Genomic DNA, 12734 nt, shown 5'->3' with positions numbered 1-12734 from the left:
GTGCCTATTTTTTCGTAAAACTTACAATTTGCATTGTCACAGTAGTGTAAGCCTTTATATTTTTCAAAATCTATGTCCATTCAACAAAGATACTTAACATAACTCACTAATCCAGTACCAATTTTTTTATAGTTTTGTAACGTTTTCAGTTAATCCCTAATTTAAAACTTCTGATTAGCCCCGACAGAATCGCCATTCTGCAGGGTTTTCTTTTTTTCTTACCAACAATGTCCGCCAACGCCGCTGTAAATTCACGTAAGAGCAACCTGTGTTAATTGGTGGGTTATTTATAATTTCTTCAAAAAATACCAGAACGTATATAGTGTATTTTTTTAATTGCTAATTTCTTAAAATTCATTAATTAAAAAATATAGTTCTTAAAAAGTAGATTATCGAAAAAGTTTATACATTTACTCTCGCTTTTTGTCAAAATATAATTTGTTATTTACTATTGCTTAAAAATAGTACTTAAAAGTAGGGTGAAAATGCAAATGTGCCAAATTTTAGTTTTGTTTTTTGGGTAAAAAACAAAAAATTCTTTATTTTCTATAAAATTTTCTTTAAAAAAGTATTATTTTGTTTATTGATATTGTAAAATAGTGCAATTTTAGTTTTACAACTAAGTAATTTTTAAGTAATTGTGAATACACCTGATTTCGCTATAAAATACAATTTAGATGCGGCACTTGCGAAAGGAATTCGTCAGGTGGGTATCGGCAAGCACGGCAGCAAACCGCTCTCTCCGGAGTTGGTAGAGGAGTGTTTGCAGGAGTTAAAAAGTGGAACAGCCAATGAATTACAGAAAGGGGTATTTTTTGGGGCGTTGATGATGAAAGGCCCGACCGACGCAGAGTTGAAATTGGAATCCTATATAGGTAAACACGCTTTTACTAATCCTGTCTTTTTTCTCAACAAACTTTGTCCCGATTTGCCTCCGCAGCTTTTCCCAATTGGCGTAAAGTTGTTGAATGGTCACTCTCTGCAAGTATCTGAAGCGCATCAGTTGGGCGATTTTCTGCTCAATAATGAATCGTGCGAATCTTTCAAAGGTATGGCAGTAAGTATTTTGCGGGTGCGTTATGAAACCAATGACGAATACGAAGGTTTGCACGAAGCGGTAAAAAGCAGCTACACCCCCGGCTTTCAGCGGCATGTGAAAACCAAATTGCCGATTGTGCAGTTGGCTGAACCCTTTGACGGAGTTGAACATTCATACATGATTACTCCGCTACTGGCTTATTTTTTTCAGGAACGAAATTACAATGCTGTAACGGCGCTCAGTCGTTCGTCGGGCCCTAAATATGGCCTCAATTCACACGACCTTTATTTGTACATGGGAAGTTGGTTGTTGGCTGACAATCACGAATTGTTGGAAATGAATCCGACGTTTGGTTGGGTGTTGGACCAAAAATCGCTGTCACCTGCCTTGGATGGGTGGGTGGAACGGCGACGCACTTCACTCAAACGACCGTTTTTTGCCACGCTCGAAAAGGTACTGAATCCCTGCGGAGCGCGGATTTTGGTCACATCGGTATTTCATATTACCTACCAAATGAAAATGGCCGAATTGGCCCTTATGGCGGGATTTGATGGTGTGATGGTGCTGAAGCGAGGTTTGGAAGGAAGTCTTGCTCCGGCCACTTCCAAAGCAAGCGGGTTGCTGTGTGCCGTGCGTAATTCCAACGGACACCTATTTTTTACTCGTTTAGAGCATGATTTTCCCGCTTTTGCACAATTTCGAACAGAGACCGACGATGAGATAGCTAATCCAACGGCTGAAATCAACGCGACCCTTATTCGTAAATACCTTCATAACGGCCGTACCGATTACGCCGATTTTGATAATCGAATCAACTATGCCAAAGCCCTGTATATGCGTGGATTGGACTGGATTGAGAGCCAGATCGGGTATTGATTTTTTTATTTTACCATATAAGGCATATAAGTTCATATAAGGGATTTTACTTATATGTCTTATATGGTTTAAAAATCTTTACTGCCGGAAGCTTTTGCTGATCCAACCACCTCCCACTACATCGTCGCCTTCGTAAAAAACGGCTGCCTGCCCTGGAGCAATCGCACTGACGGGTTCGTGGAAAAGCACTTGGATACGGTCATCGGCTTCCTGAATAATAGTAGCTGGTGAACCATCGTGTTTGTAACGCACTTTTGTGACGGTTTCAAGCGGAGCTTCGATGCGGGCGTATTTTTGAAGATTCAATTTCGATACAACCATGCCGTCGCGTTCTAAGTCTTTGTCGCGTCCCAATACTACTTCATTGGTTTCTTTGCGAATTTCAGTCACAAAAACAGGGTAGCCCAGCGCAATGCCTAAGCCTTTGCGTTGACCAATGGTATAAAAAGGATAGCCTTCGTGGGTGCCTACTTTGGTTCCATCCTGCATTATATAATTTCCGCCCATCACCTGACTTTCCAATTCGGGCATCCTGCGTTTCAGGAAACCTCGGTAGTCGTTGTCAGGTACAAAGCAGATTTCGTAGCTTTCCGATTTGTTGACCAAATCCATAAAGCCGCGCTCTTTGGCCATTTCACGAATTTCAGTTTTGCGTAAATGACCGAGTGGGAGTTGCGTACGGGCCAAACTTTCCTGCGACACGCCCCACAATACATAGCTTTGGTCTTTCCACGTGTCTATTCCTTTGGAGACAATAAATCGCTCGTTTTCCTGACGGACGTTGGCGTAATGACCCGTGGCGATGAATTCACACTCCAAACGGTCGGCCCGGCGCAGCAGGGCATCCCATTTGATGTGGGTGTTGCACAATACGCAGGGGTTGGGCGTGCGCCCTTCCAAGTATTCACCTGTAAAGTGGTCAATGACATAATCGCCGAACTCGTTGCGGATGTCTAAGATATAATGCGGGAAACCCAATTCTACGGCCACGGTGCGGGCGTCGTTGATGGAATCCAACGAGCAGCAGCCCGTTTCTTTTTTGGAACCGCCGCTGCTGGCGTAATCCCAGGTTTTCATGGTCATACCGATGACCTCGTATCCTTGTTCGTGGAGCAGTACTGCTGCCAAAGAACTATCAATGCCGCCGCTCATGGCGACCAAAATGCGTCCGTGTTTGCTCATTGGTACGATCTAAACGGATTCAAAGTCCGCCGATTTTGGTTTATAATTAGGTAGTGGTTGCTGCTTTAACCACGGAAATATTAACGATTCTCTCATTTTTAAAGTTCGTTTATTTACGGCTTGACAGATTTTTTGTGCGTTTCATCCCCTGAAAAGGATGATTTAACACTTTTTTCTTTCTCCATGCAACGTTCGGCTATACATTTGCATCATTCATTTGCGTTTGAAAATAAAAGGTTTTTCCAGTAGTATTCAAATAGACCAATTGTCCGATATTGTAAAACCAACTGTTCGATTTCGGACAAATTCAACTAAAAGCCAAAACTAAAATAGGTTGATTATCAAATAGATATCCCTTTGTTTTGCGATGGCACGACCTTTGAAAGAAATAATACAGGAAACAAATTGTAACCTTTTAGTAAAGCACGAGTAATCACTATCAGCCATTTAAAAACATTTTTCTTACAGCCATGGAAACAAATTTTTGTCATACCGATTTTCCCCGCACATCAAGTTCGTAAGGTATTCAGCCATTCATCCGGTTTAAGTACCACTCGTGTACTTTGTATTGCATAGTACCAGATAAAACAAGCAACTTTGTATCGTCAATCAGGACAAAAAGATTTAACAGCCATTGAAAAAGTACCAACAGCCATAAAGAAACAAAGTAAAGCAGTACCAACAGCCATTGAAAAGTAAAGAGTGATAACAGCCATAAAGAAAACAAGTAACAGTAAATTTTCACAGCCAATTTTTTTAACAACCAACGCGGTAATCCGCAACACAGCCAAAACAAAAAACCATGAAAACGCTTGTAACAACCCTCGTTTGCGCTTTAGCGCTTAGTTCATCCGTTGCTTTTGCTTCTGATCCTACCGAAGACAAAAAAGCAAAACCATTACAAATCGGTGTATTTACCACCAAAGATTCAAAAATTCAGATGGCCGTTCGTAAAGGCACTGGCGAAAAAGCAATCATTACGTTGCGTGATGCCAAACAAAACGTGATTCACGAAGAAGTTATGAGTAAAAATTCTGAAAAATTTGATGCTCGTTTCGACGTAAGTGAGCTTGCTGAAGGGAACTACACATTGGAAGTAGCTGCCGGAAAAGACAAGATTCAGAGGCAGGTAAGCATCAAGTCTCAAAAAGAAGAAGCTACTTTGCGCAGTGTGAAATTGAGCAAATAACGATTACAGTAAATTAATTTTCTTTTTTAACAACAGCCAATTTTAAAACAACAATCAGCATGAAAACCATCATCAAATCAATCGCCTGCGCTTTAGCGCTTACCACCACTGTGGCATTTGCTCACCCTACCGAAGATAAAACTTCGAACAACCGTCCGGAAGCTACTTTTGAAAGCAGCGCATTTGTAACCGCCGACGCCAATTTGCGAGTAGCCATCAAGAAAAATGCCCCTCAAAAAGTGTATCTTACCCTGAAAAATAACGAAGGCCAAGTACTTTTTGCCGAAACAATCGGTAAAAGCGAAATGGCTTATGCCGCTAAAATTAACGTAAGTGATTTGACAGATGGTAATTACCAATTGGAAATCGTATCGGGTAAAAACCGTGTCGTAAAACAATTGAATCTTTCCTCTAAAAAAGTGGAAGTTAAACGCCAAGTGACTGTAGAATAATTGTCCAAATAGGTTAAGTTTGCCCAAGGCGGTTAGTAATAAGCAGGTTTCCTGTCTATTATTGACCGCCTGATTTTTTGTATACATTTCTACACGCCGTACTGGAAGCATGGTTCTCACTCCTCACTCCTGTCTCCTGACTCCTCCTATTTCACACTTCATCTGATTTCCTGATTGATACTTGCCGACAAACGTTATTTTTGATAAATAATGAAGAAGGATTTGTCTTGTAAATTTTGTTGAAATGAAAGTAAAATTCAGTCGTACCGATACAGTATTGTGGAGTGTGGGTGTTTTGGTCATGCTTTTAATCAATACGGATCTGAAAAAAGGAGTTATCAATTGGAAGTGGGCATTTGCAATCATAGTGTCTGCGTATCTGATCAGCTTAATTCAAGGGTATTTGATACCGCGTTTGATGCAACGGGCCGCTGATTGGAGTGTACAAAAAACGCTGGGCAGGTATGCCCTAATGACGATGACAGTAGCCGTCGTAATGGCTTGCAGTGTCATGTTCTTGATGGGCTTGTTAAACAAAGAACACATGCCGCCGCGTGCTTATTTGATGAGCTCAATGACGTACGTGATTATGACCTTTGCATTTACTTCTGTTTACATGATTCAGATTATGACCGAGCGGTGGAAAAAATCGTTATTGCTACAGGAACAATTGAACCAAGCCTTACTCAAAGCAGAATACGATTCCCTCAAAAATCAGGTGAACCCGCATTTTCTCTTCAATTCGCTTAATATTTTGAGTGCCCTCATTCCCGAAGACCCTCAAAATGCGGTCAATTTAGTAGAACGGCTTTCAAAAGTATTTCGGTACAACCTGCAAAACAACGACCGTGTTACCGTGGAATTGGGAACGGAACTCAAAATTGTAGAAGCTTATTTATTTATTCACAAGATGCGTTTCGGCGATAATCTTTACTATGAAATTACGGTCCCGAAAGAAGAACTGACGCGTCAGATTGTTACGCAAGGGCTGTTGACATTGGTCGAAAATGCCATTAAACACAACGAATGTTCCAGTGAAAAACCATTGAAAATCAGTGTGTTTTCGGAGAATGAATATGTGGCTGTCAGCAACAGTTTTCAGCCTAAAAACAAGCAGTTTTTAGAATCAACGGGAATAGGGTTGAGCAATCTGAAGAGCCGCTACGCTTTGGTAACTTCTAAAAAAGTGGAAGTGGAAGAAAATCCTGCTTTTTTTGAAGTCAGAATCCCGTTTGTATAACCCACAATAAAATTGAACCGAACACTATCGTCCATTATGAAAATTTTAATTCTCGAAGATGAGCCACTGGCTGCAAAACGCCTTGAATCCTTGGTAAAATTGGTTGAACCTGCCGCCGAAATTTTGGCCAAACTCGAAAGCGTACGAAGTGCGGTAAAGTGGTTCAATGAACATCCGCAGCCTGATTTGATATTGATGGATATTCAACTGGCCGATGGGCTCTCATTCGAACTGTTTCAACAGGTCGAGGTGAAGGCACCCATTATTTTTACTACCGCCTATGACGAGTACGCTATCCGTGCTTTCAAAGTCAACAGCGTTGATTATTTGCTTAAACCCATTGAGCAGGATGAGCTGGAAGCAGCCATGGATAAATTCAAAAGTCAACAGCAAGCGACCTCTCAGGACCAAATCGGGAAAGTACTGGAGACGTTGTTGGGGCAAAAGACCGAGTGGAAAACGCGTTTTTTGTTGAAAGCAGGAGCGCGGTCGTGGACGTAGAAAATGTAGCGTACCTGTATGCCGAAGACAAAGTGGTGTTTTTAGTGACCAACGACCGAAAAAAGTATTTTGTCGATGATACGCTGGATGAGTTGGAACAAAAGTTGAATCCGAAATATTTTTTTCGACTCAATCGCAAGTATTTCAGTCAATTATCGGCCATCGAGCGCATTGAGTCGCATTTCAACGGGCGGCTCAAAATCAAACTGCGCGACAGAGACGACGATGATATATACGTAAGCCGTGAAAAAGCAGAAATTTTTAAAAAATGGTTGGACGTGTAGAAAAAGACTTGGAAAGTTTCAGGAGAGGCAGAAGCAAACTTTCCAAGTCGTATTAATTCATCAAACGAGACTTTATCCACCAACTGATTTCCTGTTGTGGATAAGTGGTCTTCCAGACAAAATTAATCATATCGGTAGCGCTGGATGTTTTGTACGAAAACTCAACCACCCTCATCACGTCCGTATGGTGGGCATTGGCATCAAAATCGGGCGCTAACGTCATTTGAATATCTCGAAACGGAACGTAGATTTCCAGTTTTGCACAGATGTATTGGTCAAGTTCCACATCGTACGCGATCACGCGCCCATCGGATAAAAGGAGCATGAGCGGGCAGTGGAACAGTTGCTCGTAGAGCGAATTGAAATAATGCCACCCAAAAAACAGATATACTTTGCGCTGAAAACTGATTTCTACCGCTTCCAAGGCGTGCTCCAGGGCGTAGGTGCGATTCTTAATATGGTCGGCCCAGTTGGGTAATTTATGGGGGTCAATATGACGCAGCCATCGTTTGGTTTGCCAGTCATAGATCTCGGTTTTGCCCAAACGTAGTTTATAATCGTAAATGGATGGACGCTCGTGTACGTAGCCGGGATAGTACCATTGCCGTTCGGTAGACTTGGCGTATTCCATTTCCAACAACATGGTATAGATACCTAAACTGTATGAAGAGTAGCCCGGGTCAAAAAGTCCCAGCAAACTCATGAGACTGTTGTGTCCTTGATCAAAATAACTGACGGCAATCAGTCGGTCTTCGTCAAAAACGTTGATTTCGTAGGTGTCAAAACGGGGGGTAAGCACCAAAAATTCTTCCAAAGAATTACTTAAAAAACTTCGGAAGCGGCGTTGATGCTGATGGAAAAGTTCCTCTTTTTCGCGGGTGATGGTTGCCTTGCGAATTTCGTGCCGAAAAAGCTTCCCATTGCGATTCAGTAACTTGCGAAGGCGCTTTGAATGCTCGTGTTCGTCTAAGTTTATTCGAATATTTATGGGGGAGCAAATGTCATTGTCAAAACACGTTACTTTGGCTCTGAACAACATATTTACCGTCCGAAACCAGCCCGAGGCTAAGTAGCGGTCAAGACGTTTGGGGGATAGCTGATGGGGCAAATAATACTGCAGTACAGAGTCGTTCATGCACTAAAAATAAAAGAAATTTGGGGTAAAGTAAAAAAGCGGAGAAAAATTAATTTCATCCGCTTTTTTAGTGCAAAAATCAAGCCATAAGGTTACGCCAATCTATTGATACAATTGAGGTCTTCAAAAGCAACCATGAGGCGTTTTATCATATTTTCTTCGCCTTTGCGTAACCATACGCGCGGGTCGTAGTATTTTTTGTTAGGAGAATCAGGGCCTTCCGGGCTGCCCAATTGAGATTGCAGATACCCTTCTTTGTCTTTGTAATATTTCAGGATGCCTTCCCAAGTTGACCATTGCATGTCGGTATCAATGTTCATTTTGATGGCACCGTACTGAATGGCTTCGCGGATTTCTTCGCGGCTGCTGCCCGAGCCGCCGTGGAATACGAAATTGACAGGAAGCGGACCCGTTCCGTATTTCTCCTGAATATAATCCTGTGAGTTTTTCAGGATGATAGGAGAAAGTTTCACATTGCCCGGCTTATAAACTCCGTGTACGTTTCCGAAGGCAGCGGCAATGGTGAAATTATCCGAAATCTTCTTCAACTCTTCGTATGCATAGGCTACTTCGGCGGGTTGCGTATACAATTTTGAGCTATCTACATCTGAGTTATCCACTCCATCTTCTTCACCACCCGTTACACCCAACTCAATTTCGAGGGTCATGCCCATTTTGGCCATGCGTTCAAAATACTTCGCACAGATTTCGATGTTTTCTTCAATCGGCTCTTCCGACAAATCCAACATGTGTGAGCTGTACAAAGGCTTACCGTGCTGCTCATAAAATTTCTCACCAGCAGTCAGCAAACCGTCAATCCAAGGCAATAATTTTTTAGCACAGTGGTCAGTATGCAAAATAACGGGGACACCGTACAATTCAGCCATTTGGTGAACGTGCATGGCACCCGAAACAGAACCTGCGATTGCGGCCTGTTGGTTGGCATTGGAAAGGCTTTTGCCAGCGTAGAAAATACCGCCGCCGTTAGAGAACTGAATGATAACGGGCGAGTTTACTTTCGCCGCAGTTTCCAATACTGCGTTTACAGAGTTGGTACCTACTACGTTGACCGCCGGAAGAGCGTAGTCGTTTTCATTGGCATGACGAAAAATTTCGCTGACACCATTGCCGGTTACGACTCCCGCTTTGAATAGAGTGTTGGTTTCGCTCATAGTTGAATAGTCTTTTTTGGGGAAAATGTTTAATTTTTACAGTGGGTTTCCTCTTATATACGAATTGGAGTTGCAAAGTAGCGCTTTTTTAGTAAAAAATCCGCGCTTTGCAACTCCAATCAGCGAGTGTTTGCTTCTTTATTCCCCCTGTTTTAATTGGGCATAGTGCTTGAAAAACAGCGGTATAGTTTCGATTCCTTTGTAAAAGTTAAACAATCCGTAGCTTTCGTTGGGTGAGTGGAGCGCGTCAATGTCCAAGCCAAAACCCATCAAAATAGACTTTAATCCCAGTTCCTGTTCAAACAACGCAACAATCGGAATGCTGCCTCCGCCGCGCGTAGGAACCGGTTGCTTACCGCCCCATGCTTCTTTCATGGCGAGCTCGGCCGCTTGGTATTCTAACGAATCAACGGGCGTAACGTAAGGCAATCCGCCGTGGTGAGGCTTCACTTTTACCTTGACCGAAGGCGGCGCAATCGAAAGAAAATGTTGGGTAAATAATTCTAAAATTTCGTCGTTGTTTTGGTCGGGCACCAAGCGCATACTGATTTTGGCGTAGGCTTTGGAAGGCAATACCGTTTTGGCACCTTCGCCGATGTAACCACCCCAAATCCCGTTGACATCCAACGTGGGGCGAATGCCGGTACGTTCAATGGTGGTATAACTCGTTTCTCCTTCGATTTCATCAATGACCAAATCGCGTTTGTATTCTTCCAAATCAAACGGTGCTTCGTTGATAGAGGCTCTTTCTTCCGTGCTGAGTTCCTGTACCTTGTCGTAAAAACTGGGAATGGTGATGTGATTATTCTCGTCTTTCAAGGACGTAATCATTTCGCATAAAATGTTGATAGGATTGGCTACTGCTCCCCCGTACACCCCTGAGTGCAGGTCGCGATTGGCTCCTGTTACTTCCACTTCCAGATAGGTCAATCCGCGTAAACCTACTTCAATCGAAGGGACATCGTTGGCAATGATACTGGTATCTGAAATCAGGATGACGTCGGCTTTGAGCTTTTCTTTGTTTTCGTGGACAAACGTACCCAAATGATCCGACCCTACTTCTTCTTCGCCTTCAATCATGATTTTCACGTTGCAGGTCAGCGTGTTGGTAGCCACCATCGTTTCGAGGGCTTTGACGTGCATATAAAACTGCCCTTTGTCATCGCAGGAACCCCGTGCGTAGATGCGTTCGTTTTTGATGACCGGCTCAAACGGAGGCGAATCCCACAACTCGTACGGGTCGGCGGGTTGCACATCGTAGTGGCCGTAAATCAAGACGGTTGGTAACGAAGGGTCAATGATTTTTTCGCCGTACACGACAGGATGCCCGGGCGTTTCGTGGATTTCGGCTAAATCAGCCCCGGCTTTGAGTATCGCTTCTTTGACGGCTTCGGCGCAGCGGCGCATGTCGTTTTTGAACTTAGGGTCGGCACTGACGGATGGAATACGGAGTAAATCAAGTAGTTCACTCAGAAATCTATCTTTGTTTTGTTCGATGTATGCTTTCATTTGATTGGGATAAATACGGTTCTTGTTTGGAGAAATCCATTGGCCCCAAAGTTAGCGGTGTAAACCGATTCTAACGATTTATTTGAAGTAAAAATAATCTGAATAATGGAAAGGATGAGTGCGTAATAATTTTTCTGATAGTTGCAGATTTAAGACTACCATAAAACTTAGTACTATTTCCCTGAGCAAATGCCTGACAAATACCGTTCTTGTCTGTTGGAATCCGTTTGCCCCATTTTTAACAGCTTAAACCGATATTCACTATTTATTTGGGAAAAAATTAAAGCAATGAAAGAGTACTTACATCTTACCAACGAATTAATACAACTCCAAAAACAGGTTTCAGAAAAGCAATGGCTTATGAAGCGTTTGCCTGCATTGCAAAACGAACTCTCGCAACAGAAAGCACTGGAAGAGGAGCAAAGCCAACAACTTATAAAAGAAGAAGCTGATGTGAGTAAACTCGAATCGCTATCGCTCACGGGACTGTTTTATACCATATTAGGCAGTAAAGAACAACAACTTGAAAAAGAACGGCAGGAAGCACTGAAAGCACAACTTCTCTTTGATGAAACAAAGCGTACGTTGGAATTACTTCGCCAAGAATTGAGCCAAGTAAAGCACCGTCTTGAGCAATTGGGTGAGACAGACAAAGAGTTGGAAATAAAACTTGAAAACAAGTTAGCGATGATGTTCATTGCCAATCACGCAATCGCACCTGAGTTGAAACTGCGTTATACCCAATTACAAGCTGTTCAAACTCACTTTCAGGAAGTTCATGAGGCCCTTGAAGCAGCCAAAGAATACCAAGAGTTGTTATTAAGGCTGATTCATCACCTGACGAAGGCCCAAAATTGGGGTCAGTGGGACTTGATGGGTGGTGGTATGATTGCAAGTATGGCTAAACATGGCCGATTAGATGATGCGCGTGCTGTAGTGAGCAGTTTGCAGTACCATGCTCAACAATTGAAAAAAGAACTGTCTGATTTAGGACAAAACTATTTTATAGACTTAAATGTGTCTTCTTTTGACCGTTTTGCAGATATATTTTTTGATAATTTATTTTCGGATTGGATGGTGCAAAAGCAAATTAACCAATCCTTGGGGAGTGCACAGACAATACGGGGGCAAGTGCACGAACTTATCATGAAATTGTCGGACGAATACGCGGAGTTGAAGGCTGAAATAGAGAATGGGAAGCAAGAAATTCAAACCAAAATAATAAATGCGAGGTAGCCCGCTACCTCGCATTTTACCTGTCAGTATCTTGTTGTTTTACTATTGACAATCAAAAGTAAACTCATACACGTGCTGCGAAAATTCGGTCCAGCGGATTTTTTCACCGATTTTCTTCACTAAGGTAGGACAATTGGAGTACAGGACTTTGATTTCGTCATCGTAGTCCTTTTTCTTGATTTTTTTGGCAGGAAAGTCACCTACCTGTACGTAATACGACTTATCGTCACCACCGGCCATGGTCATACCGCCAAAGCCTACCCGCATGGTTTCGGCAGCAAAGGGGTCGTGGAATACTTTGATTTTGCTGTTAAAACCGGGGTTGAGCAATTGCATCAATAGCATTTCCTGGTCTTTTTTGATGACTACTTTGGCTTTTTCAAAATAAGCATACCCTTTCTTAATGATTTCGCTGTCAATGTATTTGGCATCCCATTTTTTTACTTTGGTACCTACGTCCATATTGGTAGAAAGTTTTGAAAAACCACTGGGCATCAAATACATGGCTTTGATTTGTTCGGGCTTCAGCGTAATTTTTTTGCCGCTTGCGTCTTTGATAACGACTTCTTCAATTAACCCTTTTTTACGATCGAGGTCTTCGAGGGTACCTTCCACTTTTGACCCGTCTTCGAGCATAATGTAGGAGGTTTCTTTGCCCGAAAACCGGTCGTAAGCAGGAATGAAATCCTGCGCAAAAACTTCTGTCAATATAGCTGATGACAACACAACAGTCATCAGGTAAGCAACTTTTTTCATACGGTTAAAATGTTTTTTTATCAGTTAATCCAACAAAAATAGCATTTATACTGAACTAAATTAGGTTTGCAATAAAGTGGGAGTATGATTTCGTTAGTATGGTATGGAATTAATCTTAGAAAAAGAACAATTAATGTTGTTAAAGGAGCTACAACAGAACACC

Annotated in this window: 13 protein-coding genes; 7 read left to right on the top strand and 6 right to left on the bottom strand. The window is 42.3% G+C overall.

Annotated features, from left to right (window positions below; translation table 11 throughout):
* Nucleotides 1-640 precede the first annotated feature (640 nt).
* Nucleotides 641-1915: an anthranilate phosphoribosyltransferase gene (locus tag Q0081_RS04155; RefSeq protein ID WP_298349684.1), complete on the top strand. Its 1275-nt coding sequence runs from the start codon at nt 641-643 to the stop codon at nt 1913-1915.
* A gap of 78 nt (nt 1916-1993) precedes the next feature.
* On the opposite strand, the gene mnmA is transcribed toward Q0081_RS04155, so the two are convergent.
* Nucleotides 1994-3097 carry a tRNA 2-thiouridine(34) synthase MnmA gene (gene mnmA / locus Q0081_RS04150; protein WP_298349681.1) on the bottom strand — a complete coding sequence of 368 codons (1104 nt, stop codon included), beginning with the start codon at nt 3095-3097 and terminating at the stop codon, nt 1994-1996.
* 605 nt (nt 3098-3702) lie between these two features.
* Entirely contained in the window at nt 3703-3918 is a 216-nt protein-coding gene (locus Q0081_RS04145) for a hypothetical protein (protein WP_298349678.1), read from the bottom strand.
* Between Q0081_RS04145 and Q0081_RS04140 the strand changes: the two genes are divergently transcribed.
* The 5 genes from Q0081_RS04140 (at nt 3900) to Q0081_RS04120 (ending at nt 6763) form a co-directional block, all read left to right on the top strand.
* Nucleotides 3900-4286, top strand: a complete 387-nt coding sequence (locus Q0081_RS04140) for a hypothetical protein (RefSeq protein ID WP_298349676.1) — start codon at nt 3900-3902, stop codon at nt 4284-4286. The genes Q0081_RS04145 and Q0081_RS04140 overlap by 19 nt on opposite strands.
* A 59-nt stretch (nt 4287-4345) precedes the next feature.
* Nucleotides 4346-4738 (top strand): hypothetical protein, encoded by a 393-nt coding sequence (locus tag Q0081_RS04135; protein ID WP_298349673.1) that lies wholly within the window; start codon nt 4346-4348, stop codon nt 4736-4738.
* A 244-nt stretch (nt 4739-4982) separates the two neighbouring features.
* Complete coding sequence (locus Q0081_RS04130; RefSeq protein ID WP_298349671.1) at nt 4983-5978, top strand: sensor histidine kinase; 996 nt, start codon at nt 4983-4985, stop codon at nt 5976-5978.
* A gap of 36 nt (nt 5979-6014) precedes the next feature.
* Nucleotides 6015-6479 (top strand): LytTR family DNA-binding domain-containing protein, encoded by a 465-nt coding sequence (locus Q0081_RS04125; RefSeq protein ID WP_298349668.1) that lies wholly within the window; start codon nt 6015-6017, stop codon nt 6477-6479.
* The gene (locus Q0081_RS04120) at nt 6470-6763 is read left to right on the top strand and encodes a LytTR family DNA-binding domain-containing protein (protein ID WP_298349666.1); all 294 of its coding nucleotides are present in this window, start codon (nt 6470-6472) and stop codon (nt 6761-6763) included. The genes Q0081_RS04125 and Q0081_RS04120 overlap by 10 nt, the downstream gene beginning before the upstream one ends.
* 52 nt (nt 6764-6815) lie before the next feature.
* On the opposite strand, the gene Q0081_RS04115 is transcribed toward Q0081_RS04120, so the two are convergent.
* From Q0081_RS04115 to Q0081_RS04105, 3 genes are all read right to left on the bottom strand, one after another.
* Nucleotides 6816-7898, bottom strand: coding sequence for a hypothetical protein (locus Q0081_RS04115; RefSeq protein ID WP_298349663.1), 1083 nt, complete (start codon nt 7896-7898; stop codon nt 6816-6818).
* 92 nt (nt 7899-7990) lie between these two features.
* Nucleotides 7991-9070, bottom strand: a complete 1080-nt coding sequence (fbaA, locus tag Q0081_RS04110) for a class II fructose-bisphosphate aldolase (protein ID WP_298349661.1) — start codon at nt 9068-9070, stop codon at nt 7991-7993.
* A 138-nt stretch (nt 9071-9208) separates the two neighbouring features.
* Nucleotides 9209-10579: a dipeptidase gene (locus Q0081_RS04105; RefSeq protein ID WP_298349660.1), complete on the bottom strand. Its 1371-nt coding sequence runs from the start codon at nt 10577-10579 to the stop codon at nt 9209-9211.
* Nucleotides 10580-10867: 288 nt separating this feature from the next.
* Here Q0081_RS04105 and Q0081_RS04100 point away from each other — a divergent pair, with 288 nt between their 5' ends.
* Nucleotides 10868-11815 carry a hypothetical protein gene (locus Q0081_RS04100; protein WP_298349658.1) on the top strand — a complete coding sequence of 316 codons (948 nt, stop codon included), beginning with the start codon at nt 10868-10870 and terminating at the stop codon, nt 11813-11815.
* Between the two features lie 42 nt (nt 11816-11857).
* Here Q0081_RS04100 and Q0081_RS04095 read toward each other — a convergent pair whose 3' ends face one another.
* Nucleotides 11858-12571, bottom strand: coding sequence for a hypothetical protein (locus tag Q0081_RS04095; protein ID WP_298349657.1), 714 nt, complete (start codon nt 12569-12571; stop codon nt 11858-11860).
* Between the last annotated feature and the right edge of the window lie 163 nt (nt 12572-12734).

The sequence above is a fragment of the Runella sp. genome (assembly GCF_027484545.1).
Taxonomy (GTDB): domain Bacteria; phylum Bacteroidota; class Bacteroidia; order Cytophagales; family Spirosomataceae; genus Runella.
This window is presented reverse-complemented; position numbering and strand designations above follow the sequence as displayed.